Source organism: Pseudomonas sp. GD03903 (genome assembly GCF_029840045.1).
GTDB classification, from domain to species: domain Bacteria; phylum Pseudomonadota; class Gammaproteobacteria; order Pseudomonadales; family Pseudomonadaceae; genus Pseudomonas; species Pseudomonas pseudonitroreducens.
This window is the reverse complement of the sequence record NZ_JAOCBT010000002.1, coordinates 442,981-465,087: the sequence shown is the minus strand read 5'-3', so window position 1 is coordinate 465,087 and position 22,107 is coordinate 442,981. Positions and strand designations below refer to the sequence as shown.

Here is a 22,107-nt window from a genome sequence, read left to right as displayed (position 1 = left end):
GATCAGTTCTCCGCGCGGGGGTCACGGCCAATGGGGTGCGGCTGATTGCGCTGGCGCGCCAGCTCGATCTGCTTCTGCCGCTCACGGGCACTGGCGCGGGTTTTCTCCGACAGGCTGTCCCAGCAGTGCGGGCAACTGATGCCGGGGGCGTAATGCTCGGAGGCGCGATCCTCGACCGAGATCGGGTTGCGGCAGGCATGGCACTGATCGTAGTCGCCTTCGGACAGGTCATGGCGCACGGTCACGCGGTTGTCGAACACGAAGCAGTCACCGCGCCACAGGGTCTCGGCCTCGGGCACTTCCTCCAGGTACTTGAGGATGCCGCCCTTGAGGTGGAAGACCTCCTCGAAGCCTTCGCTGAGCATGTAGCTCGAGGCCTTCTCGCAACGGATGCCGCCGGTGCAGAACATGGCGACCTTCTTGTGTTTCGCCGGGTCGTAATGCTCGCGGATGTACTCGGGGAATTCACGGAACGACTTGGTCTTGGGATCGATGGCGCCCTCGAAAGTGCCGATGGCCACTTCGTAGTCGTTGCGGGTGTCGATCAGCAGCACTTCCGGATCGGAAATCAGCGCGTTCCAGTCCCTGGGCTCGACGTAGGTGCCGACCTTGGCGTTCGGGTCCACGCCCGGTACGCCGAGGGTGACGATTTCCTTCTTCAGCTTGACCTTGGTGCGGTAGAAGGGCTGCTCGTCGCAGTACGACTCCTTGTGGTCGACATCGGCCAGACGCGGGTCGTTGCGCAGCCAGGCGAGCAGGCCGTCGATACCGGCGCGGGTGCCGGAGACGGTGCCGTTGATGCCTTCCTCGGCGAGCAGCAGGGTGCCCTTCACGCCGTTGTCCAGCAGGGCCTGCAGCAGGGGTTCGCGCAGGGCGACGTAGTCGGGCAGGGAGACGAACTTGTACAACGCCGCGACGACGATTCTTTCGGTGCTCATGCATCACTCCAGTGGTCACCCGCGTAAAGGGCGGACCGGGTTCTTTGGATCGACAGCCTGAAACGACAGCTGCATCAGAAGCTGAAAATGACAGCGCCGGCAGAAGCCGGCGCTGGGTGTCGCATTCTACACGGAGCGGGGCGAACCCCGCATCCGTCAACCGATCAGTGCAGCAGGCATTCAGTGCAGGTCATGCTTGCTGCCGCCACGGCAGGTCGGCGAGTCCGGCGCCTGCCCCTGCTGTGCCCACTCCTCGGGGGTGTAGGTGTGCATGGCAAGGGCGTGGAACTGGCTCATCAGCTCGCCGAGCGTGGCGTAGACCTTCTGGTGCCGCTTCACCGCATTCAGCCCGGCGAACACCGGGCTGACGATCACGGCCTTGTAGTGCGTTTCCTGTCCGCGGCTGTGCATATGGCTCTCGTCGAGCACCTCGAGGTGTTGCGGTTCGAGGGCGCCCAGGGCGGATTGGATTCGGTCACGCATGCTCATGTCGGGTCTCGCTGGCAGTCAGAACGGTTCAGGCTGGCGGAAGTCAGGACGATCAGGGCTTCTTGGCCGGGGCGGCCGGGGCTTTCACGCCCAGTTCCTTGTCCATGTCGGCCATCAGCTTGTTCACCGGCTCCACGGCGGTCTGCAGCTTGGCCTGGGTCAGCTGGGCGGATTCGGCGGTCAGGCGCGGCATCTTCTCCAGAACCTTGCGGCCCAGGGGCGATGCATAGAAGTCGTTCAGTTGCTTGAGCTCGGACTCACTGAAGTTGCTGGTGTAGAGCTTGACCAGTTCGGGCTTGAGCTTGTCCCAACCCACGGCACGATCCAGCTCGGCATTGGCCTTGGCCTGGTAGCGATCGAGCACGGCCTTCTTGCTGTCCGGCGCCTTGGCCTGGGCGAAACGCTGGGCAAGCATCTGCTGGACTTGCGCGTAGACCGGCACGGTCAGCTTGTCGGCGTGAACCTGCTTGAGGAATTTCTCCGCCTCGGCGTTGGCGTCAGCCAGTGCCACGGAACTGAAGCCAACCAGAAGTGCTGCGGTGCAGAGGGAACGAAGAACGGTCATGGGGCAGTCCTGTGAGTCTGAAGGGTGTCCGTGTGGGACCCGCCATTCTGCGCCTAAGTTCGGAATGCGCTCAAGTGAGTGCCAATTGACCGGGAAGTGACCGACTTCTCTTGTAGGACAGTTCATGAAACGGCATGCTGCGGCGCGTTGCCACATGGATGTGACCGATGAACACCCTCTTCCACCCACCGACGCCTGTCGCCGCGCCGCCCCTGTGCGATGCACGCGGTCGCCTGAACAGCGCGGCCGTGGGCTGGTCATCGCGGCCGCAGACGCTCTGCCAGCTCTCCGGCAACACCGGCCGGCGCAAGCGCTGGAACCACTGGTGCATCAACGCACCGGGCTGGATGCTGTCGATCACCATTGCCGACCTCGACTACCTGGGCTACGGCGCCGTCTACTTCCTCGACCTGGAAACCGGACAGTCGGTACACCGCACCCAGTTCAGCCCCTTCGGCCGGGGTTGCCACCTGCCGGACATGCCGAACCAGAGCCATCGCTTCGAGCACGGCCAGCTGTGCCTGGGCTTCGACGAGCAGCCCGGCCAGTTGCGCATCACTGCCTGCGCGCCCAACCTGGGCGGCCAGCCACTGAACCTCTCCCTAGAGGTGCAGCGCCCGGCACACCTTGAGTCGGTCAACCTGGTGGTGCCCATGACCGGCAAATGCTTCCACGCCTGCAGCCGGCAGATGGGCCTGCCGATCAGCGGCAGCCTGACGCTTGGCCACAGGACCTACCGCTGCACCGAGGGCCGGAGCTTTGCCGCGCTGGATTTCGGCCGGGGCGTCTGGCCATTCAATACCCAATGGACCCGCGCCGCCTTCGCCGCACCCGGCGGCATCGCCGGCAATTTCGGCGCCGGCTGGACGGAAAACAGCCACCTGAGCGAGAACGCCTTGTGGTTCGGCGGCGAGTTGCAGCCGCTGGGCGGCCCTGTGGATATCCGCCAGGTGCCGCATGACCCGCTGTCGCCCTGGCAACTGCTCGGCGGCGACGAGCGCGTCGACCTCACCTTTACTCCGCGCAAGCTGCACCGCGCCTGCCCACGCCTGGGGCCGCTGTTCGCCGAGACCTGCCAGTGGTTCGGGCGCTTCGACGGCTCGCTGCGCGAGGCGGGCGGCGAGCTGGTGCCGGTCAGCGGCGCGCTCGGCTGGGTCGGCTCGACCCAGGCGCGCTGGTAACAGCCAGCCGCCGCCTGCCCGGCGGCGCCATGTCCTGCCATTGAAACCGCTCTATCACGGCCATTGAGCCAGAGTGGAACCCGGAAGCCCCGTGGCGGCCTAAACTGGCCGAGACCCTATTCCGGAGAAGCACCATGAGCCGCACCGAAACCGACAGCCTCGGCCCCATCGAAGTCCCCGACGACGCCTACTGGGGCGCGCAGACCCAGCGCTCGCTGGAGAACTTCGCCATCGGCGGGCAGCGCATGCCGCTGGCCGTGGTGCATGCCCTGGCGCTGATCAAGAAGGCCGCCGCTCGCGTGAATGCACAACTGGGCGAGCTGCCGGAAAACATCACCAGCCTGATCGAGGAAGCCGCCGACGAAGTACTCGCCGGCGAGCACGACGAGCAGTTCCCTCTCGTCGTCTGGCAGACCGGCAGCGGCACCCAGAGCAACATGAACGTCAACGAGGTCATTGCCGGGCGCGCCAACGAGATCGCCGGCAACGGCCGCGGCGGCAAGAAACCGGTGCACCCCAACGACCACGTGAACCGCGCGCAGAGCTCCAACGACAGCTTCCCCACCGCCATGCACATCGCCGCCGCCCAGGCGATGCAGAACGACCTCCTGCCGGCCATCGCCGAACTCAGCGGCGGCCTCGCCCAGCAGGCCGCGCGCCACGCCCACCTGGTGAAGACCGGGCGCACCCACCTGATGGATGCCACGCCGGTCACTTTCGGCCAGGAGTTGTCGGCCTTCGTCGCCCAGCTGGACTATGCCGAGCGCGCTATCCGCGCAGCGCTGCCGGCGGTCTACGAGCTGGCCCAGGGCGGCACTGCGGTCGGCACCGGGCTGAATGCGCCGAAGGAGTTCGCCGAGGCCATTGCCGCCGAACTGGCCGACCTCTCCGGCCTGCCCTTCGTTTCCGCGCCGAACAAGTTTGCCGCCCTCGCCGGCCATGAGCCGCTGGTGACCCTGGCCGGCGCCATGAAGACGCTCGCCGTGGCCCTGATGAAGATCGCCAACGACCTGCGCCTGCTCGGCTCCGGCCCCCGTGCGGGTTTCGCCGAAGTGAAGCTGCCGGCCAACGAACCCGGCTCCTCGATCATGCCCGGCAAGGTCAACCCGACCCAGTGCGAGGCGCTGTCGATGCTCGCCTGTCAGGTCTTCGGCAACGACGCCGCGATCACCTTCGCCGCCAGCCAGGGCCACTTGCAACTCAACGTCTACAAGCCGGTGATCATCCACAATCTGCTGGAATCCGCGCGCCTGCTGGCCGACGGCTGCCGCAACTTCAATACCCATTGCATCGCCGGCATGGAGCCCGACGCCGCGAAGATGCGCGAGCACCTCGACCGCGGCCTGATGCTGGTGACCGCGCTGAACCCGCACATCGGCTACGACAAGGCCGCCGAGATCGCCAAGAAAGCCTACGGCGAAGGCAAGACCCTGCGCGAAGCCGCGCTGGAACTGGGCTACCTGAGCGACGCCGAGTTCGACCAGTGGGTGCGCCCGGAAACCATGCTGGAGGCCGGGCAGAATGGTTGAGCCAACCCGCTCCGGCGCCACCCCGATCGAGGGCGACGGCAAGCGCGTACTGCTGGTGCTCGGCTCGCCTAAGCCCGGCGGCTTCTGCCACGCGGTCGCCGAGGCCTACGCCCACGGCGCCCGCGCCAAGGGCCATGTGGTGCACGTGCTGAAGCTCGGCGAGATGAACTTCGACCCGGTGCTGCGCGGCGGTTACGAGCAAAGCCCGAACCTCGAGCCGGACGTGCTCGAAGCCCAGCGGCAGATCCACTGGGCGCAGCACATCGCCTTCGTCTACCCGATCTGGTGGGGCGGCCTGCCGGCCCTGCTGCAGGGCTTCTTCGACCGCGTGCTGCAGCCTGGCTTCGCCTTCCGCTACCGCTCGCTGGAGTCCCGCGAGTTCGAACCGCTGCTGGGCGGGCGCAGCGCCGACCTGCTGGTCAGCCACGACCAGACGCACTGGCACTACCGCCTGCGCCAGGGCGCTCCGGCCCATCGGCAGATGACCCGCTGCATCCTCGCGCCCTGCGGCATCGCCCTGCAGCACCTGGAAGAATTCAGCCCGCTGCGCGGCTCCGGCGAGGAACAGCGGCAGGGCTGGCTGCGCCGGGCGGAACAGCTGGGCACGCAGGTCTGAACGGAGGGCGGATAGCGCCTCGCGCGCTATCCGTTGCGCCTTCGACATCCGCCTTCAGAAGGCATTCCCCACACCTTGGGAATTCCCCTACACCGCCCCAGCCTCTGACTTCCCTAGCATGCGCAAGCCCGAATTCCGGGCTCCTTCTTTGCCTCTGGAGGCAGCATGCTTCGCAAACTCTCCGCCGAAATGATCGGCACGTTCTGGCTGGTGTTCGGTGGTTGCGGCAGCGCCATCTTCGCGGCCCACGCCATTGGTGTACTGGGTGTAGCACTGGCTTTCGGCCTGACGGTCGTGACCATGGCCTACGCCATCGGCCCGATCTCCGGTTGCCACCTCAACCCCGCCGTCAGCCTCGGCCTGTGGGCCGGTGGCCGCTTCCGTACCGCTGAACTGGTCCCCTACATCATCGCCCAGGTCATCGGCGGCGTGCTTGCCGGTGCTGTGCTGTTCTACATCGCATCCGGCAAGCCGGGCTTCGACGCGCTGGCGGGCTTTGCCGCCAACGGCTTCGGCGAAGGCTCGCCGACCGGCTACAGCATGATTTCCGCGCTGCTGACCGAAGTGCTGCTGACCGCGTTCTTCCTCTTCGTGATCATGGGCGCCACCGACAGCAAGCTGGCCCCGGCCGGCTTCGCGCCGATCGCCATCGGCCTGACGCTGACGCTGATCCACCTGATCAGCATCCCGATCGACAACACCTCGGTGAACCCGGCGCGCAGCCTGGGCGTGGCGATCTTCGCCGACCCGCTGTTCATGAAGCAGCTGTGGCTGTTCTGGGTCGGCCCGCTGGTGGGTGGCGTGATCGGTGCGCTGGCGTACCGCGTGGTGCGTCCGGCCGCCTGAGGCTGATAGCCGCGATAGCAAACGGGCGCCTTCGGGCGCCCGTTTTCGTTGGCACTGGGCGCAGGCCTTCTGCTAGGGCGCATAACGCCAACGGCGTTATCCGCCGTGAGCACCATCGGCGGATAAAGCGTTCCGCTTTATGCGCCCTACGGGCACGCCGGATCGTTGGAGCGAGCTTGCTCGCGAACCCGGCCTGCCTCGCTGCTGCGGGGAAATTCGTTCGCGAGCGAGCTCGCTCCTACAATCGACAGGGAGTCTCTCAGAAGTACTGGGTAAGACTGAACTTGGCGTTGCGGCCCTGGCTGTAGACGCTGTCGCCGGCCAGCGCCGGGTGGTAGTCGCGGTTGAACAGGTTGTCCACGGTGAAGTTCAGCTCGGTGTTTTCGAAGCCCAGGCGACGCGGCTTCCAGCTGGCGAAGACGCGCTGGGTGTCGTAGCTGTCGTTGACCGTCTGGTCCCAGAAGATATCGCCAACGCTGGTGCCCATGCCGCCGGAATACTTGTCGCTGGGCAAGCGGTCGGTCTTGCGGACGAACTCGCCCTGCCAGCCGATCTGCGCGTCCCACGCCGGAATCTTGGTGCCCAGGGTGGCGACCCACTTGGCCGGCGGCACGTCGCGCGCCCATACGTTCGGGCCCCAGGGGTTGCTGTAGGCGCCGTCGTGCTTGCCGGTCACCCACGAATAGGACAGCCCGCCGAACAGCCAGGGGCTGTCGTAGAAGCTCTCGATCTCGAAGCCCTTGTAGGTCACGCCCGGCAGGTTGCGGTAGTTGGACAGCGGCAGGTAGTCGCCGCAGCTGCCGGAGATAGTGCCGTTGTCGATCGCCTGCTGCTCGCAGCCGACGCTGCGGGTGCGGAAGATCTCGTCCTTGATCTTGTTCTGGAACAGCGTGGTGCGCACCTGCAGGTTGTCGCCGTTGATGAACAGGTCCGGCAGGTTGACCAGCGAGCCGAAGCGCAGTGCGTGGATGCGCTCGGGGTCGAGGTCGCGGCTGGTGGCGCTGACCGTGCTGCTGTTCTGCACCTCGTACATCTCGTCGATCACCGGCGCGCGCCAGGTGCGGCTGTAGTCGGCGAAGAAGCCCAGGCGCTCGGTGGCCGTCCAGAACAGCGAGAGGCGCGGCGACCAGCCGCTGTAGGTCTGCGAGCTGTAGTCGTGGCCTTGCGCGGCGTTGTTGTAGATCGGCGCGTCGTTGTCCTTGCCCTGGTTGCGCACATGGTCGAAGCGCAGCGACGGGGTGATGGTCACGCTGCCCAGGGTCAGCGCGTCCTGGATGTAGGCGCTGTTGGTGTTCTGCTTGCCGCTGGGCATGAAGGTCGGCTGGAAGTGCCCGTAGTTGTAGCGCGCGGTGTTGTAGGTGGAGCCGGGGATGTACATGTCGGTGGTGCGGGTGTGGCGGTGGAACTCGGTACCCACGGTGAACGCATGTTGCACCGGGCCGGTGGCGAACAGGCTGGTGTTGCGCAGCTCCAGCACCTTGTCCTTGTAGTCGGTATCCATCTTGCGGCCACCGGTGGAGACCTGGAAGAAGGCGTCCGGATTGCGCTCGTCGGTCTGGTCGATGTGCGACTCGGAGTACTGCACCAGCAGGTCGATCAGCGGGTTATCCACAGGGTGGTATTCGTACTTGCCCGACCAGGTGGTGTCCGTGGTGTCGCGGTGCGCCAGCAGGCGCTTGAGTGCCGCCTCGTAGCCGTAGCGGTCGATGCTCGACTGGGTCGGCGGCGTCGGGTAGGAGGCCGAGGAGAACGGCGTCCAGCGGGTGCTGTGGGAGCGGCTGTAGGCCAGGCTGATGTCGTTGTCGAGGTTGGGGTGCAGGTTCAGCTTGAACAGCCCGGCGTCCAGGTCCTGGGCGCTATTGGGCAGGCGGCTGGGGTTGATCGGGTAGTTGTTGTTCGGATCGGGAATGTGCCCGGCGAGCTTGATATCCCGACCGTCGCGGGCGGTCAGATAGGCCAGCGCGTCGACCTTGCGGTCCTCGGTGCGGCCATAGACGGCGCCGCTGTAGATCTTCTGCTGGTCGTTGGAGTGATAGCCGTACTTGAGCATGGCGCCGACGTTCTGATCGTCGCGCAGCAGGTCCGGCGCGTCCTTGGTTTCCATGTGCACGGTGCCGCCGAAGCCGCCGTTGCCGTTGTAGACCGAGTGCGGGCCCTTCTCCACTTCGATGCGCTTGATCAGCTCCGGCTCGATGAACACGGTGCCCTGCTGGTAGCGCTCGAAGCCGCTCTTGGGCGCGCCGTCGAGGGTGAAAGGCACGTCCTCGGCATCGCCCAGGCCCCAGATGTTGACGGTCTGCCCACCCGGCTTGGGCGAGCCGCCCATGGTCACGCCGGGCAGGGTCTGCAACAGGGTGGGAATGTTGTCGGCCTGGATGCGTTCGATGTCCTTGCGGGTCAGGGTCGAACGGCCAACGTTGCTGGAGTCCACCGACAGGCCGCTGCCGACGATGGTTTGCGAGTCCAACTCGATGGCGTTGTCGCTGAACTTGTCGACCTTGCCCGAACGCCGCACGACGAAGCCGTCGCCCGCCTCCACCAGTTCCAGCGACGAGCCCTTGAGCAGGTGCTCCAGCGCTTCACGCACGCTGTAGCGGCCGCTCACCGCTGGCGCCTTGAGGCCGTCCAGCTGGGCAGCATCGTAGAGCACCTGCACGCCGGCCTGTTGCGACAGGCTGCCGATGGAGTCGCTCAGCGCCTGCGCCGGCAGGTTGACCTGCCAATCGGCGGCACGGCTGTACTCGGCCATCATCAGGCTGCCGAGCAGCACGGCGCAGCCCAGCGGGCGTGCGAAGGGAATGTTGAAACGAGACTGCATGCAAGGCCCTCCCCAGGGTCGAAAAGCGCTGCGCGTTTCGCAGCGAATGACGGGGAAGACCCTCATTCGAGAAAAACCCACACCTGCAAATAAAAATATTTCTCAAGAAAGATTTGCGGCACGTGTGATCCGGTTGGGTAGGAGCGGACTTCGTCCGCGATGTGCAACCGGCCAGCTCAGAGCCGCCGGTAATCGATCGCGGACAAAGTCCGCTCCTACGAAATGGGCCAGCTCGGAGGAATACCGGCAGGTTGGGATCAGCGCGGCAGGATGACCGCGCTGCCATCGGCCTTGCGCTGCACGCGCACATCGAGCAGCACCGGCAGGGCCGCGAGGAAGTCGTCGGGGCGGGCCAGGCGTACGTTGCCGGAGATGGGCTTCTGCGCCAGGCGCTCGTCGCCCAGGCGGATAGGCGCGGCGCGGTATTGCGACAGCTCGTCCACCAGCGCACCCAGCGGCTGATTGCGGAAGGCGAGCATGCCGTCGCGCCAGGCGGCGATGGAGGCGACAGGCACGCGGTCGATCTGCGCCTCCCCTGCACCGGCGGCAAGCTGGGCGCGATCACCCGCGGTCAGGGTCTGCTCGCCCCGCGCATCGAGTTTCGCCTGCAAGGCCACCTTGCCGTGGCGGACAGCCACGGTCAGCCCATCGCGCTCACGGTGCACGTCGAACCCCGTGCCGAGCACCCGTACCCGGCTATCGCCGAGGGTCACGCGGAAGGGCCGGGCGGCGTTATGGGTAACCTCGAAATAGGCCTCGCCGCGCAGCAATTGCACATCGCGGAACGCATCCGAAAACTCGATGCGCACCGCTGAATCACCGGCCAGGAACACTCGCGAACCATCAGTCAGTGTCACCTCGCGCTGCTCGCCCGCGGCGGTGGTCTGCACCTGTTGCGGATCGGCCAGGCGGCCGCCGCTGAAGTCGTTGGCCAACAGCAACGCCGCGCAGAACACACTGGCAGCCGCGAGCCCGCGCCAGGGCAATGCCGGGCGACGGCCAGGCACGATGGCGGGTCGGCGGATGTGGTCGAGATCGCTCCACAACTGCTCGATCTCACGGTAGGCGGACTCATGCGCAGGGTCTTCCGCCAGCCAGTCGTCGAAGGCCTGGCGCTCGCGGGCATCCCAGGCGCCCGCGCGCTGGCGGCTGAACCACTTGGCGGCGAGTTCATCAATCACCTGCTGGCGTTCCTCTTGCGGCGTCATGCTTCGCCCTCTCCCTGAACCTGCCGCTTGCAGTGCAACAGCGCACAGGCGACGTGCTTTTCCACCATGCTCAGTGAAATTCCCATGCGCCGCGCTACCTCGGGCTGCGACAGGCCGTCGAACTTGTGCAGGATGAAAGCCTCGCGGCGCCGTGGCGGCAGGCTGTCCAGCGCCTGGGAAAGCTGCCGAAGGTAACGTTGTCGCTCGAACTGCACCACGGGTTCGCCCCCTTCGGCGGCCGGTTGCTGGTCACTGTCGACGGCCTCTTCCGGTTCGCTGGAAAAGCGCCGGGAGCGCTGCCAGTGGTCGCGCAGCAGGTTGCGGGCGACCTGGAAGAGGAATGCGCGCGGCTGCTCCACTTCATGCCGCGAAGACGACTTGAGCCACTGGGCGAAGGCGTCCTGGGCGAGGTCGGCGGCATCCGCCGAGCTGCCCAGCTGCTTGCGCAGGAAGCGCAGGAGCTCACCGTGGAAGGAGCGATAGGCGTGGGACACCGAACGGGAGAAACGCTCATCCATCGACCCACGCCTCCCGGCGTCGCCGCCCTGCCCCGCTGTTGCCCGCTACCACGTCGCCCCCGAACCGAGGCACTGGGCCTCGACAACCATCGAATTGCACAAATGATAATACATATCATTTGCGAAAATGAAGCCGAACGCGAGCGCTGGATAGCAGAAGGCCGTCTCGCGGCGGCCTTCGGGGCATTCAGAGGTTGGCGATGCGCGCCCTTCGCGCCCGGTAACTGCGCAACAACGAGGGTGCCAGTGCGGTGAGCGCCGAGCCGCTGACCACCAGCAGCGCGCCGAGATAGGCTAGGCCATTGAGGTCTTCGGGCAGGACGAACTCGGGCCACAGCGAGGCGGCCAGCGCCACCGAGGCGAAGGTGACCAACGGGGTGATCGCCAGGGTCGCGCTGACCCGCGAAGCTTCCCAGTGCGCCAGCGCCTCGGCGAAGGCGCCGTAGGCCACCAGGGTGTTCAGGCAGCAGGCCAGCAGCAGCCAGCCTTGCAGCGGCGAGAGCTCCAGCGCCTCCAGCGGATGCGCCCAGGGCGTGAGCAACGCGCCGCAGCCCAGGTAGATGACCATCATCACCTGCACCGAGGTCCACTGGGTCAGCAGTTGCTTCTGCGCCAGGCCGTAGAAGGTCCAGATGAAGGCGGCGAACACCACGATCAGCACGCCGGTGGTGTACTCGCCCAGCGAGCTGAACAGTTCCGCCAGGCGCTGATTGAAGAACAGCCCGAAACCGAAGATCAGCACGGCGAGGCCCAGTGCCTGGCCAATGCTGAAGCTCTCCTTGAAGACGAACAGGCTGCCCAGCAACAGCAGGATTGGCGCGATCTGGATCACCAGTTGCGTGGTGCCCGGCGTGAGCATGCGCAGGCCGATCAGGTAGCACACGTAGTTGCCGGTCAGGCCGAGAATGGCCAGCAGCACCAATCCCTTGCCGCGCGCGCCAAGTGGCGAGAAGCGCGGTAGCTGGCGGGTGAGGGCCAGGTAGATGAGCAGCAGACCACCGGACACCACCAGGCGAAACCAGGTGACGGTGATCGGGTCCATCACCTTCAGGACTTCCTTGAGCTTGATCGGCAGAATGCCCCAGAGAACGGCGGTGACCAGGGCCAGGAACAGGCCGAATTGCCAGCGGCCGGATGAAACGTGCATGAGAGCCTCGACGCGTGTGCGGTCCGCCATGCTATGTCATGGCGGTAACGCCCCATAGGAACAGTTGCGCTGTGCAACTGTTCCGGTCGCCGCTCAGATCAGGGTGGAAAGGCGCAGCAACCACCAGATCAGGATGATCAGCTGGACGAAGAACGCGGCGAAACGTACCCACACCGCCAGCGCCGAGGTGCTGAGCAGGTGCACGACGGACTGGACGATACGCGCCACCAGCAGGGTCGGCGCCAGCGGATCGGTGATCAGCACCTGGTCGGTGACCATGGCATAGAGCAGCACCGCGCAGAACAGCGGCACGTTCTCCACGCAGTTGGCGTGGGCACGCACCAGGCGCTGGCCGAAAGTACCGGGGGTGTTGCTGCCGTCGGCGGCGAAGACGTTGACCTTCATGCGGCCAGACATCACCAGCAGGCCGCGCTGGTTGACCAGCAGCAGGACCAGCAGCACGGTCCAGGCAACCAGGCCGAGCAACGCGAAGGCAGAGGGACTCAGGGACATGCGGGACTCCTTTCTCTTGTTGGTTTGAGCGGAGTCTAGGGGAAGTAGAGCAATTGCTCTAGCCCGCACAAAGGTGGGCTTGGGGGTAGGAGCGGACTCCGTCCGCGATCGATTCCCGGCCGCTCCGAGCGGGCCGGTGGCACATCGCGGACGAAGTCCGCTCCTACGCCCATTGGAAACACCACAAGCGGCCCGAAAGAAAACGGACAGCCGCACGCCGACAGCATGGGTATCGCTGCGCTCCACCCATCCTACAAAATCGCCCGGCGCGTCCCGGAAGCCGACGCGCAAAAGAAAACGGGCAGCCCGTTTCCGGACTGCCCGTTGTGTTCCAGCGGCGCATTCAGAGCTTGGCGATGGACACCTCGGTGGATTTCACGAAGGCGATCACTTCGCTGCCGATGGCCAGTTCCAGCTCTTTCACGGAACGGGTGGTGATCACCGAGGTGACGATGCCGGCGGCGGTCTGCACGTCGATTTCCGACAGCACATCGCCTTCGACGATTTCCTTGATGGTGCCTTTGAACTGGTTGCGGACGTTGATGGCTTTGATGGTCATGGCGTTTCTCCTTGGGGAATGGCGTTACACGTGTGAACGTTGGATCAGAGTGCCCAGCGCAGTTGCGTGGGCAGTGGCGATACGGGTTCCGGCTCGGGCGGCTGCGCCGGCAGCGACAGCACGCGTTCGAGCACTTCGGCTTCGAGCGCGGCCAGGCGTGCCGAACCACGGGCGCGCGGCCGGTGCAGCTCGACATTCAGGTCCAGGCCGATCTCGCCGTCTTCGATGAGGATCACCCGGTCGGCGATGGCCACGGCCTCGCTGACATCGTGGGTGACCAGCAGCACGGTGAAGCCATGCTGCTGCCAGAGGCCTTCGATCAGTTGCTGCATCTCGATACGGGTCAACGCGTCCAGGGCACCCAGCGGCTCGTCGAGCAGCAGCAGGCGTGGCTGGTGGATCAGCGCACGGGCCAGGGCCACACGCTGCTTCTGGCCGCCGGACAAGCCCGCCGGCCACTCGTTGGCGCGGTCGGACAGGCCCACGGCTTCCAGCGCCTCCAGCGCCTTGCCGCGCCAGTCGCCCTTGAGGCCGAGGCCGACGTTGTCGATCACCCGTTTCCACGGCAGCAGGCGCGAGTCCTGGAACATCAGGCGGGTCTCTTCGCGAGCGCTTTCCAGCGGCGCGGAGCCCGCCAGCAACTGGCCGTCGCTGGCGGCATCGAGGCCGGCCAGCAGACGCAGCAGGGTGCTCTTGCCGCAACCGCTGCGACCGACGATGGCGACGAACTGGCCGGCAGGAATGCGCAGGTCGATACCCTTGAGCACTTCACGCTCGCCGAAGCGCTTGCGCACGTTTTCCAGGGCCAGCGGGATGCCTTTCTTCAGTTGTTGCGGCAAGTTGTTGACGGCGTTCATGCCGCACCTCCCTTCACCTGATACGCCGGGTGCCAGCGCAGCCACACGCGTTCCAGGCCGCGGGCAGCGAGGTCAGCCAGCTTGCCGAGCACGGCGTAGAGCAGGATGGCCAGCACCACCACGTCGGTCTGCAGGAACTCCCGGGCGTTCATCGCCAGGTAGCCGATGCCGGAGTTGGCGGAAATGGTCTCGGCGACGATCAGGGTCAGCCACATGAAGCCCAGGGCGAAGCGCACGCCCACCAGGATCGAGGGCAGCGCGCCGGGCAGGATCACCTGGCGGAACAGCGCAAAGCCGGACAGCCCGTAGCTGCGCGACATTTCCAGCAGGCCCGGATCGATGTTGCGGATGCCGTGGTAGGTGTTGAGGTAGATCGGGAACAGCGTACCGAGGGCGACCAGGAATATCTTCGCCGACTCGTCGATGCCGAACCACAGGATCACCAGCGGGATCAGCGCCAGGTGCGGCACGTTGCGGATCATCTGCACCGAGCTGTCGAGGAAGCGCTCGCCCCATTTCGACAGGCCGGTGATCAACCCCAGCAGCAGGCCGATGCTGCCGCCGATGACGAAGCCGACCGCAGCGCGCCAGGTGCTGATCGCCAGGTGCTGCCAGAGCTCGCCGCTGACCACCAGGTGGTAGCCGGCCTCTGCCACGGCGCTGGGCGCGGGGAGGATGCGGCTGGACAGCCAGCCGAATTCCACCGCCAGTTGCCAGATCACCACCAGGCCCACCGGCAGGGCCCAGGGCGCGAGGCGCTGGGCAAGGTTGTTGGAAACGCTCATCTCTTCTCTCCGGATTCGTCGTAGGGCGCATGAAGCGGAACGCTTCATCCGCCGTCTCGCGTCGGTGGCGGATAACGCTTTGCGTTATTCGCCCTACGGTCTTGTCAGCTCGCCGATGCCGCCTTGGGCAGCTTTTTAGGAGGCAGAGAATCATTAGCGACCATCTCGCCGAACGGGCTGACGTAGCCGCGCGCCTGCGGCTGCTGGGGCTGGGCCAGGTCCAGGTGCGGGAAGAGCAGTTCGGCGACCCGGTAGGACTCTTCCAGGTGCGGGTAGCCGGAGAAGATGAAGGTGTCGATCCCCAGGTCGGCGTATTCCTTCACGCGTGCCGCCACCGTGGGGCCGTCGCCGACCAGCGCGGTACCGGCACCGCCGCGAACCAGGCCGACGCCGGCCCAGAGATTGGGGCTGACTTCCAGCTTGTCCTTGCTGCCGCCGTGCAGGGCGGCCATGCGTTGCTGGCCGACGGAATCGAAGCGCGCCAGGGACGCCTGGGCGCGGTCGATGGTGTCCTGGTCCAGGTGCGAGATCAGGCGGTCGGCAGCCTGCCAGGCTTCCTCGTTGGTCTCGCGGACGATCACGTGCAGGCGGATGCCGAAGCGCACGCTGCGGCCTTGCCTGGCAGCCTTTTCGCGGACCTGGGCGATTTTCTCGGCGACGGCGGCCGGCGGCTCGCCCCAGGTCAGGTACAGCTCGACCTGCTCGGCGGCGAGGTCCTGCGCGGCGTCGGAGGAACCACCGAAGTACAGCGGCGGACGCGGTTGCTGGATCGGCGGATAGAGCAGCTTGGCGCCCTTCACTTGCAGGTGCTTGCCGTCGTAGTCGACGGTCTCGCCTTCCAGTACGCGGCGCCAGATGCGGGTGAACTCGACCGAGGCTTCGTAGCGCTCGGCGTGGCTCAGGTGCAGGCCGTCACCGGCCAGCTCGTCCGGGTCGCCACCGGTCACCAGGTTGAACAGCGCGCGCCCACCGGAGAGCCGGTCGAGGGTTGCGGCCTGGCGGGCGGCCACGGTCGGGGAAATGATGCCCGGGCGCAGGGCGACCAGGAACTTCAGGCGCTGGGTCACCGGGATCAGCGAGGCGGCGACCAGCCAGGAATCCTCGCAGGAGCGGCCGGTGGGGATCAGCACACCACCGAAACCGAGGCGGTCGGCGGCCTGGGCGACCTGTTGCAGATAACCGTGGTCCACGGCGCGGGCACCTTCGGCGGTGCCCAGGTAGTGGCCGTCGCCGTGGGTCGGCAGGAACCAGAAGATGTTGAGACTCATCGCAGTAACTCCAGATAAGCGCGCCGGCGTGGCGTAGCCGCGCGATGAAGGGGTGGGTGTACGTGTTGCTGCTGTTCTTCGTAGGAGCGAGCTTGCTCGCGAACAGACTCCCGGCAGCGCTGAAGCTGGACGGGTTCGCGAGCAAGCTCGCTCCTACACAAAGCGGGTTAGTTGCTGGCGGCTACCTTGGCCGGCGCCGTCCACACCACGTCCTTGATGCTCAGCTTCTTCGGGATCAGCTTCAGGTCGGTGAAGGTGTCGGCGATCTTCTGCTGCGCGGCGGTGACTTCCGGGGTGATCGGCTGGGCGCCGTAGCCCTGGCGTTTCACCGCGGTGAAGGTGATGTCCGCCGGCAGGCCGAGCAGCGGCGCAACCTGGTCGGTCACCTGCTGCGGGTTCTGCTGGGACCACTCGCCCACCGAACGCACTTCGTCGATCAGGGTGGTGATCACCTGCGGGTGGTTGTTCGCGTAGGGGCGGGTCGCCAGGTAGAACTGGTGGTTATCCACAAGACCGCTGCCATCCACCAGGGTGCGGGCGGCGAGCTGTTTCTCGGCGGCAGCCTGGTACGGGTCCCAGATTACCCAGGCGTCGACGCTGCCACGCTCGAAGGCGGCGCGGGCGTCGGCCGGCGGCAGGTAGACGGGCTGGATATCGGTGTATTTCAGGCCGGCTTTCTCCAGGGCACGCACCAGCAGGTAGTGCACGTTGGAGCCTTTGTTCAGGGCGACTTTCTTGCCCTTCAGCTCGGCGACGGATTTGATCGGCGAGTCCTTGGGCAACAGGATCGCTTCGCTGGTCGGCGCCGGCGGCTCGTGGGCCACGTAGACCAGATCGGCGCCAGCAGCCTGGGCGAACACCGGCGGGGTCTCGCCGGTGACGCCGAAGTCGATGCTACCGACGTTCAGGCCTTCGAGCAGCTGCGGGCCGCCGGGGAATTCGGTCCATTGCACCTTGACGCCCTGCTCGGCCAGGCGCTTCTCCAGCGTGCCACGGGCCTTGAGCAGCACCAGGGTGCCGTATTTCTGATAACCGATACGCAGGGTGCCGGGTTGTTCGTCCGCCTGGACGTTGTAGGACAGGGCCGCGATCAGCAGGGCCGCCAGTCCACTACGCAAAGTAAGGGTCCGCATGGGAGTGATCCTTCATCGAGTGTGATTGCCGGACCTGCGGTCCCGTTGACGGGACGGTGAGGGCCTTTTCTTGTTGGTGACGCAGTTGCCGCCTGCCGGTTCGGGGCTTGGCGTGTTCCTGCGTGGAGTTGCCTGTCAGATGCTCCAGCGGGCGTTGATCAGCCGTTCGTTGAGCAGGTTCGGGTCGATGGGTTTCGGCCGGCGCGCGAGGGCGCCGTGGAAGTGTTCCAGGGATTCCAGCAGCCGGTGTTCGAGGGTCGACTCCAGGCGCGCCGGGGAATTGCCCTCGGGGTATTGCACCTGGCTCTCTTCGGCGAACACGCCGTGCAGGGTTTCCTGGGCCTTCAGCGCAGCGAGGACCGGCTTGAGCGCGTAGTCCACCGCCAGCATGTGGGCGTTGCTGCCGCCGGTGGCCAGGGGCAGCACCACCTTGTGCGCCAATGCCCGCTCCGGCAGCAGGTCGAGAATCACTTTCAGCGCCCCGGCAATGGACGCCTTGTACACCGGCGTGGAGATCACCAGGCCGTCGGCGCGCAGGACCTGCTCGATCAGCTCCACCACCCGCGGGCTGTCGAAGCGCGCATGCAGCAGGTCTTCAGCGGGAAAGTCGCGCACGGAGTAGGAGCGCACCTCGGCGCCGTGGGCGTGCAGCCAGTTCCGTGCGACATCCAGGAGGACACCGGAACGGGAACGCTGGCTGGGGCTGCCGGCAAGGGTGACTACATACATCTGCACGCTTCCTTATAACGATCAGGACGATACAAATGCCGTCCTGCTAACCAATGTGCATAGACCTTAACAGGCAACCTCATATTCCAATAAATGTTATTTTTTCATTTAATTATGCGATTTTGTTTTAAAAGCATGAACAACTGTCTTCTCCGGGATAATTCTGCGCTTGCATTTTCCCCTCACCCCAACCCTCTCCCTTAGGGAGAGGGGGCAGGCCGTGCCGGCTGATGCTGTGGTTTCATCCTGCACCGAATGGTCCCCTCTCCCTCTGGGAGAGGGCTAGGGTGAGGGCCGATCCGAGCACAGCGGCATTCCGTAGGGGCGGAACGTCAGATGACGTGCGACTGGTGCAGTTCGGTCAGCGCTTCGCCGCGCAGGAAGGCCAGTTCCACCGCGCGACGGTCGCGCGGGCGCGGCAGCGGCACGGGGAATTCGCGGCGCAGGCGGCTGGGCGTGCCACCCAAAAGCAGCACGCGGTCGCTGAGGTAGAAGGCTTCGTCGAGGTCGTGGGTGACCAGCAGGATGCTGATGTCGTACTCCAGCGCCAGTTGCTGGATCAGGTCCTGCAGGCGGATGCGGGTAAAGGCGTCCACCGCGCTGAAGGGCTCGTCCAGCAGCAACACCTGCGGCCGGCCATAGAGGCCACGGGCGATGGCCGCACGCTGGGCCATGCCGCCGGAGAGCTGCTTGGGCAGCAACTCGCCCTTGCCTTCCAGGCCCACGTCGCGCAGCAGGTGCTCGATGCGGGTATCGTCGGCCAGCCAGCCATCGGCGAAGCCGATGTTCTGCGCCACGGTGAGCCAGGGCAGCAGGCGCGGCTCCTGGAACACCACGCCGACGCCACCGCCGCCACGGCCGGTATCGCTGTCCGGGCCGAAGCCCAGCAGCGGGTTGCGCTCCAGCGAGCCGGCGAATTCGTCATCCAGCCCGGCGGCGATGCGCAGCAGGGTACTTTTTCCACAGCCGCTGGGGCCGAGCAGACTGACCACTTCGCCGGGCGCCAGACTCAGGCTGACGTCGTCGAGCACGCGTACGCCGGAGAAGCTCTTGCGGATATCACGCAGTTCCAGCAAGGCGCTCATCAGCTCTCTCCATTGCCGAGGAAGGTATCGCGCCAGGCCAGCGCACGCTGCTCCAGCGCCTTGAGCAGGCTGTCGCTGAGCTTGCCGAGCACCGCCAGCACCAGGATCGCGGCGATGACGATGTCCGGCCGCGAGGTTTCCCGGCCATCGCTGAGCAGGTAGCCCAGGCCACGGGTGGCGGCGATCAGCTCGGCGGCGACGAGGAACATCCAGCTCAGGCTCAGCGCGCCGCGCAAGCCGGTGAACAGGCTCGGCAACGCCGCCGGCAGCAGAATCCGCCGCACCAGGGCGAACGGCGACAGGTGATACAGCCGGCCCAGCTCGACCCACTTGCGGTCGACGTTACGCACGCCGGCTACCAGCGAGAGATACACGGGGAAGAAGGCGCCGAGGGCGATCAGGACGATCTTCGGGGTTTCGTCGATGCCCAGCCAGAGCAGCAGGAGCGGCACCCAGGCGAGGCTGGGGATGGCCCGCAATGCCTGGAAAGTCGGTTCGAGATAAGCCTCGGCACGCTGGCTGAGGCCGACCCAGGTGCCGATCAGGATGGCCAACGCCGCGCCGATGGAGAAGCCGGCAGCCACCCGCGCAAGGCTGGCCGCCACGTGTTTCCACAGCTCGCCCTGGGCCAGTTGCCAGAGCGTCAGCGCGACGCTGCTGGGTGCCGGCATCTGGTGCTCGGGCAACCAGCCGACGCGTACCACCAGTTCCAGCACTGCGCACAGCAGCAGCGGCAGCAGCCAGGCGCGCCAGCTCAGCCGCGGCCAGCGCAGCGTTGGCTGGCGGTGCTGGCGGGCGAGGCGCAGGCTCTGGGTCGGCAGGCTCTGGGGTGGCATGGCTTACTGCTCCGCCTTGGCGACGGCGCCAGCCTTGCCGATGACCTCGCCAGCCAGTTGCGGAGCGATCAGCTGATCCACCACGGCAGTGACGTCGGTACCCGGGCGAACCAGTTGCTCATCGACCAGAATCGGTGCGGCAGCTTTCAGCGCGGCAACCTGCTCGGCCCCCGGCAGCGGTTTGCTGAAGTCGGTGCGCGAGAGTTGCAGCTTCGCCACTTCAAGCGGCAGCTTGGCTTCCTCGGCGAGCAGCTTCGCGGTCTCCTTCGGGTGGGCGATGGCCCACTGGCGCGCCTCTTCGTAGGCGGCGATGACCTGCTTGATCAGCGCCGGCTGCTCCTGCTCGAATTTCTCAGTGACGCTGAGCACGCCGTAGCTGTTGAAGTCGACGTTGCGGTACAGCAGGCGCGAACCGGCCTGCAGTTCGCTGGCGGCCATGTGCGGGTCCAGCCCCGCCCAGGCATCCACCCTGCCCTGCTCCAGCGCGGCACGGCCGTCCGGGTGCTGCAGGTGGACGATCTCCACGTCGTTCTTGTCCAGCCCGGCCTGCTGCAGGCTGCGCAGGAGGAACAGGTAGGGATCGGTGCCCTTGGTGGCGGCGATCTTCTTGCCCTTGAGGTCAGCCACGGACTTGAGCGGCGAATCCTTGGGCACCACCAGCGCGGTCCACTCCGGGCGGCTGGCGATGTAGACGGTCTTCAGCGGCGCACCATTGGCGCGGCTGAGCACGGCGGCCAGGCCTGCGGTGGAAGCGAAGTCGGTACTGCCGGCGTTGAGGTATTCCAGCGAACGGTTGCTGCCCTGGCTGAATACCCAGCGCACTTCGGTGCCCTGCGGCTTGAGGGATTTCTCCAGCCAGCCGAAGTGCTTGAGCACCAGGCTGGTGGGCGCGTAGTAGGCGTAGTCCAGGCGCACCTCCCTGGGTGCGTCGGCGGCTTGGATGGGGCTGTTGTAGGCGCCGATCGGCAGGCTCGCGAGAAGAGCGACGGCCAGGCTGCGGCGCCAGGTGGAATGACCCATGGTCGTTCTCCTTGGCGTGGGCTGGTGTCTTCTTCCCGTTTGGCGGGCAAGTCAGGACGGGGACTGAAGCGAATAAAAAAGCGCGGCGTGGTCCGCGCGTGAAAGATAAAAAATGGGCCGGCGAACCGGCCCGATTTCCCGCTCGAGGTTGAAACTTCTGCCTCCGAAGCGCGCGAGCTAGAGCCAGGCAAGGCGCCAGCGGCAGTGAGAGCGGAGTGTGCTACAGCACATGAGCATCTCGCTGCCGCTGGCAACGCAGGCTGGCCGACGCACAGCCGCTTCGAATCACTTGTTCGGTTGCGGCGTCAGGCGCAGGTAGGGTTTGATCGCGCGGTAGCCCTTGGGGAAACGCTGCTTGATCTCTTCCTCGTCCTTGAGCGAGGGCACGATCACCACGTCATCGCCGTCCTGCCAGTTGCCGGGCGTGGCGACCTTGTGGTTGTCGGTGAGCTGCAGCGAGTCGATGACACGCAGGATTTCGTTGAAGTTGCGCCCGGTGCTCGCCGGGTAGGTGATGGTCAGGCGCACCTTCTTGTTCGGGTCGATGACGAACAGCGAACGCACGGTGAGGGTGTCATTGGCGTTCGGGTGGATCAGGTCGTACAGCTCGGAAACCTTGCGGTCGGCATCGGCGATGATCGGGAAGTTGACCACGGTGTTCTGGGTCTCGTTGATGTCGTCGATCCACTTCACGTGGGAGTCCACCGGGTCGACGGACAGCGCGATCACCTTGACGCCCTTGGCGGCGAACTGATCCTTGAGCTTGGCGGTCAGGCCCAGCTCGGTGGTGCACACCGGGGTGAAGTCGGCCGGGTGGGAGAACAGAATGCCCCAGCTGTTGCCGAGCCACTCATGGAAACGGATGCGGCCTTCGCTGGATTCCTGTTCGAAGTCGGGGGCGATGTCGCCAAGTCGCAAGCTCATGGGTCTCTCCTTGTTCGTGTTGGTAGCCACTATGCACAAGGTCTTTACGCATTAAAAAGAATATATTTTGATTTTCTTATAACCAAAATATCAAAACTTCTGCCGACCCTGCTCCGCCGCCCAAGGCGCCGGACACTGAGCATAGTCAAAGGCCGGTGAAGCTCGGCTGGGCATGTGTTTCAGCGCTGAGACGAAAGCCCACCGTTCGTCGCCATCCGCCCGTAACCCAGGCGCGGCGGGGCTTTGCGTCATACACTCGAATCAATTAATCCTTTTGTACGGGAGGTCAGCGTATGTTGGGGCAACGAGTCGACGACGGTCAGGCGGCCACCCATTACCGCAGTGATCGGATCAGTTCGGTCAATGGTCAGTACTTCTTCTCCACCCGCGAGGGCACGCTCGAAGGCCCCTACTTCACCCGCTTCGACGCCGAGCGCGAAGTGGCGCAGTACATCACCCGCATGCGGCAGGCAGCGGGGCTGATGGCGCGGGTTGCGCGTTGACTCCGAACTGACGCAAAGAACGCAGAACCCCGGCCTGGTG

At 65.8% G+C, this 22,107-nt stretch carries 23 protein-coding genes; 5 read left to right on the top strand and 18 right to left on the bottom strand.

Going from position 1 to position 22,107, the window contains the following annotated elements; genetic code table 11:
• Positions 1 to 2 precede the first annotated feature (2 nt).
• From N5C91_RS04790 to N5C91_RS04780, 3 genes are all read right to left on the bottom strand, one after another.
• Positions 3 to 938 carry a rhodanese-related sulfurtransferase gene (locus tag N5C91_RS04790; RefSeq protein ID WP_279828196.1) on the bottom strand — a complete coding sequence of 312 codons (936 nt, stop codon included), beginning with the start codon at positions 936 to 938 and terminating at the stop codon, positions 3 to 5.
• A 180-nt stretch (positions 939 to 1,118) separates the two neighbouring features.
• Positions 1,119 to 1,427: a BolA family protein gene (locus tag N5C91_RS04785; protein WP_236175011.1), complete on the bottom strand. Its 309-nt coding sequence runs from the start codon at positions 1,425 to 1,427 to the stop codon at positions 1,119 to 1,121.
• A gap of 52 nt (positions 1,428 to 1,479) precedes the next feature.
• The gene (locus N5C91_RS04780) at positions 1,480 to 1,992 is read right to left on the bottom strand and encodes a DUF2059 domain-containing protein (protein ID WP_017517659.1); all 513 of its coding nucleotides are present in this window, start codon (positions 1,990 to 1,992) and stop codon (positions 1,480 to 1,482) included.
• 167 nt (positions 1,993 to 2,159) lie between these two features.
• Here N5C91_RS04780 and N5C91_RS04775 point away from each other — a divergent pair, with 167 nt between their 5' ends.
• The 4 genes from N5C91_RS04775 (at position 2,160) to aqpZ (ending at position 6,164) form a co-directional block, all read left to right on the top strand.
• Positions 2,160 to 3,173, top strand: coding sequence for a DUF2804 domain-containing protein (locus N5C91_RS04775; RefSeq protein ID WP_279828192.1), 1,014 nt, complete (start codon positions 2,160 to 2,162; stop codon positions 3,171 to 3,173).
• Between the two features lie 134 nt (positions 3,174 to 3,307).
• A complete protein-coding gene (locus N5C91_RS04770) occupies positions 3,308 to 4,702 on the top strand; it encodes a class II fumarate hydratase (protein WP_279828190.1) in 1,395 nt (464 codons plus the stop codon).
• Positions 4,695 to 5,318 carry an NAD(P)H-dependent oxidoreductase gene (locus tag N5C91_RS04765; protein ID WP_236175014.1) on the top strand — a complete coding sequence of 208 codons (624 nt, stop codon included), beginning with the start codon at positions 4,695 to 4,697 and terminating at the stop codon, positions 5,316 to 5,318. The genes N5C91_RS04770 and N5C91_RS04765 overlap by 8 nt, the downstream gene beginning before the upstream one ends.
• A gap of 165 nt (positions 5,319 to 5,483) precedes the next feature.
• A complete protein-coding gene (gene aqpZ / locus N5C91_RS04760) occupies positions 5,484 to 6,164 on the top strand; it encodes an aquaporin Z (RefSeq protein ID WP_236201096.1) in 681 nt (226 codons plus the stop codon).
• Positions 6,165 to 6,423: 259 nt separating this feature from the next.
• Here the strand turns inward: aqpZ and N5C91_RS04755 are convergent, their stop codons facing one another.
• The 15 genes from N5C91_RS04755 to N5C91_RS04685 form a co-directional block, all read right to left on the bottom strand.
• On the bottom strand, positions 6,424 to 8,916 hold the full coding sequence (locus N5C91_RS04755) for a TonB-dependent hemoglobin/transferrin/lactoferrin family receptor (protein ID WP_279828233.1): 2,493 nt from the start codon (positions 8,914 to 8,916) through the stop codon (positions 6,424 to 6,426).
• Positions 8,917 to 9,239: 323 nt separating this feature from the next.
• Entirely contained in the window at positions 9,240 to 10,190 is a 951-nt protein-coding gene (locus N5C91_RS04750; RefSeq protein ID WP_279828185.1) for a FecR family protein, read from the bottom strand.
• Positions 10,187 to 10,708: a sigma-70 family RNA polymerase sigma factor gene (locus N5C91_RS04745; RefSeq protein ID WP_279828183.1), complete on the bottom strand. Its 522-nt coding sequence runs from the start codon at positions 10,706 to 10,708 to the stop codon at positions 10,187 to 10,189. The genes N5C91_RS04750 and N5C91_RS04745 overlap by 4 nt, the downstream gene beginning before the upstream one ends.
• A 187-nt stretch (positions 10,709 to 10,895) precedes the next feature.
• Complete coding sequence (locus N5C91_RS04740; protein WP_279828181.1) at positions 10,896 to 11,855, bottom strand: DMT family transporter; 960 nt, start codon at positions 11,853 to 11,855, stop codon at positions 10,896 to 10,898.
• A gap of 93 nt (positions 11,856 to 11,948) precedes the next feature.
• Complete coding sequence (locus N5C91_RS04735; protein WP_045212281.1) at positions 11,949 to 12,368, bottom strand: MAPEG family protein; 420 nt, start codon at positions 12,366 to 12,368, stop codon at positions 11,949 to 11,951.
• Positions 12,369 to 12,711: 343 nt separating this feature from the next.
• On the bottom strand, positions 12,712 to 12,927 hold the full coding sequence (locus tag N5C91_RS04730; RefSeq protein WP_017517652.1) for a TOBE domain-containing protein: 216 nt from the start codon (positions 12,925 to 12,927) through the stop codon (positions 12,712 to 12,714).
• A 44-nt stretch (positions 12,928 to 12,971) separates the two neighbouring features.
• Positions 12,972 to 13,784 (bottom strand): aliphatic sulfonates ABC transporter ATP-binding protein, encoded by an 813-nt coding sequence (gene ssuB / locus N5C91_RS04725; protein ID WP_236201091.1) that lies wholly within the window; start codon positions 13,782 to 13,784, stop codon positions 12,972 to 12,974.
• Positions 13,781 to 14,569, bottom strand: coding sequence for an aliphatic sulfonate ABC transporter permease SsuC (gene ssuC, locus N5C91_RS04720; RefSeq protein ID WP_279828176.1), 789 nt, complete (start codon positions 14,567 to 14,569; stop codon positions 13,781 to 13,783). Before ssuC ends, ssuB begins: the two co-directional genes overlap by 4 nt.
• 104 nt (positions 14,570 to 14,673) lie before the next feature.
• The gene (gene ssuD, locus N5C91_RS04715) at positions 14,674 to 15,837 is read right to left on the bottom strand and encodes an FMNH2-dependent alkanesulfonate monooxygenase (RefSeq protein WP_279828174.1); all 1,164 of its coding nucleotides are present in this window, start codon (positions 15,835 to 15,837) and stop codon (positions 14,674 to 14,676) included.
• A 167-nt stretch (positions 15,838 to 16,004) separates the two neighbouring features.
• Positions 16,005 to 16,970 carry a sulfonate ABC transporter substrate-binding protein gene (locus N5C91_RS04710; protein ID WP_236201088.1) on the bottom strand — a complete coding sequence of 322 codons (966 nt, stop codon included), beginning with the start codon at positions 16,968 to 16,970 and terminating at the stop codon, positions 16,005 to 16,007.
• Between the two features lie 135 nt (positions 16,971 to 17,105).
• A complete protein-coding gene (gene ssuE / locus N5C91_RS04705; protein ID WP_279828171.1) occupies positions 17,106 to 17,699 on the bottom strand; it encodes an NADPH-dependent FMN reductase in 594 nt (197 codons plus the stop codon).
• Positions 17,700 to 18,031: 332 nt separating this feature from the next.
• On the bottom strand, positions 18,032 to 18,784 hold the full coding sequence (locus N5C91_RS04700; protein ID WP_236175026.1) for an ABC transporter ATP-binding protein: 753 nt from the start codon (positions 18,782 to 18,784) through the stop codon (positions 18,032 to 18,034).
• A complete protein-coding gene (locus N5C91_RS04695) occupies positions 18,784 to 19,605 on the bottom strand; it encodes an ABC transporter permease (RefSeq protein ID WP_279828232.1) in 822 nt (273 codons plus the stop codon). The genes N5C91_RS04700 and N5C91_RS04695 overlap by 1 nt, the downstream gene beginning before the upstream one ends.
• An 18-nt stretch (positions 19,606 to 19,623) precedes the next feature.
• A complete protein-coding gene (locus N5C91_RS04690; protein WP_279828167.1) occupies positions 19,624 to 20,640 on the bottom strand; it encodes an aliphatic sulfonate ABC transporter substrate-binding protein in 1,017 nt (338 codons plus the stop codon).
• A 285-nt stretch (positions 20,641 to 20,925) separates the two neighbouring features.
• Positions 20,926 to 21,564 carry a peroxiredoxin gene (locus N5C91_RS04685; RefSeq protein ID WP_024764389.1) on the bottom strand — a complete coding sequence of 213 codons (639 nt, stop codon included), beginning with the start codon at positions 21,562 to 21,564 and terminating at the stop codon, positions 20,926 to 20,928.
• A 293-nt stretch (positions 21,565 to 21,857) separates the two neighbouring features.
• Between N5C91_RS04685 and N5C91_RS04680 the strand changes: the two genes are divergently transcribed.
• The gene (locus tag N5C91_RS04680) at positions 21,858 to 22,067 is read left to right on the top strand and encodes a DUF6316 family protein (RefSeq protein WP_236175028.1); all 210 of its coding nucleotides are present in this window, start codon (positions 21,858 to 21,860) and stop codon (positions 22,065 to 22,067) included.
• The last annotated feature ends 40 nt before the right edge of the window (positions 22,068 to 22,107 follow it).

Bases quoted from the DNA above. Each gene is read 5' to 3' on its own strand.
- N5C91_RS04790 (WP_279828196.1), bottom strand. From the start codon at position 938: ATGAGCACCGAAAGAATCGTCGTCGCGGCGTTGTACAAGTTCGTCTCC.
- N5C91_RS04785 (WP_236175011.1), bottom strand. From the start codon at position 1,427: ATGAGCATGCGTGACCGAATCCAATCCGCCCTGGGCGCCCTCGAACCG.
- N5C91_RS04780 (WP_017517659.1), bottom strand. From the start codon at position 1,992: ATGACCGTTCTTCGTTCCCTCTGCACCGCAGCACTTCTGGTTGGCTTC.
- N5C91_RS04775 (WP_279828192.1), top strand. From the start codon at position 2,160: ATGAACACCCTCTTCCACCCACCGACGCCTGTCGCCGCGCCGCCCCTG.
- N5C91_RS04770 (WP_279828190.1), top strand. From the start codon at position 3,308: ATGAGCCGCACCGAAACCGACAGCCTCGGCCCCATCGAAGTCCCCGAC.
- N5C91_RS04765 (WP_236175014.1), top strand. From the start codon at position 4,695: ATGGTTGAGCCAACCCGCTCCGGCGCCACCCCGATCGAGGGCGACGGC.
- aqpZ (WP_236201096.1), top strand. From the start codon at position 5,484: ATGCTTCGCAAACTCTCCGCCGAAATGATCGGCACGTTCTGGCTGGTG.
- N5C91_RS04755 (WP_279828233.1), bottom strand. From the start codon at position 8,916: ATGATGGCCGAGTACAGCCGTGCCGCCGATTGGCAGGTCAACCTGCCG.
- N5C91_RS04750 (WP_279828185.1), bottom strand. From the start codon at position 10,190: ATGACGCCGCAAGAGGAACGCCAGCAGGTGATTGATGAACTCGCCGCC.
- N5C91_RS04745 (WP_279828183.1), bottom strand. From the start codon at position 10,708: ATGGATGAGCGTTTCTCCCGTTCGGTGTCCCACGCCTATCGCTCCTTC.
- N5C91_RS04740 (WP_279828181.1), bottom strand. From the start codon at position 11,855: ATGCACGTTTCATCCGGCCGCTGGCAATTCGGCCTGTTCCTGGCCCTG.
- N5C91_RS04735 (WP_045212281.1), bottom strand. From the start codon at position 12,368: ATGTCCCTGAGTCCCTCTGCCTTCGCGTTGCTCGGCCTGGTTGCCTGG.
- N5C91_RS04730 (WP_017517652.1), bottom strand. From the start codon at position 12,927: ATGACCATCAAAGCCATCAACGTCCGCAACCAGTTCAAAGGCACCATC.
- ssuB (WP_236201091.1), bottom strand. From the start codon at position 13,784: ATGAACGCCGTCAACAACTTGCCGCAACAACTGAAGAAAGGCATCCCG.
- ssuC (WP_279828176.1), bottom strand. From the start codon at position 14,569: ATGAGCGTTTCCAACAACCTTGCCCAGCGCCTCGCGCCCTGGGCCCTG.
- ssuD (WP_279828174.1), bottom strand. From the start codon at position 15,837: ATGAGTCTCAACATCTTCTGGTTCCTGCCGACCCACGGCGACGGCCAC.
- N5C91_RS04710 (WP_236201088.1), bottom strand. From the start codon at position 16,970: ATGCGGACCCTTACTTTGCGTAGTGGACTGGCGGCCCTGCTGATCGCG.
- ssuE (WP_279828171.1), bottom strand. From the start codon at position 17,699: ATGTATGTAGTCACCCTTGCCGGCAGCCCCAGCCAGCGTTCCCGTTCC.
- N5C91_RS04700 (WP_236175026.1), bottom strand. From the start codon at position 18,784: ATGAGCGCCTTGCTGGAACTGCGTGATATCCGCAAGAGCTTCTCCGGC.
- N5C91_RS04690 (WP_279828167.1), bottom strand. From the start codon at position 20,640: ATGGGTCATTCCACCTGGCGCCGCAGCCTGGCCGTCGCTCTTCTCGCG.
- N5C91_RS04685 (WP_024764389.1), bottom strand. From the start codon at position 21,564: ATGAGCTTGCGACTTGGCGACATCGCCCCCGACTTCGAACAGGAATCC.
- N5C91_RS04680 (WP_236175028.1), top strand. From the start codon at position 21,858: ATGTTGGGGCAACGAGTCGACGACGGTCAGGCGGCCACCCATTACCGC.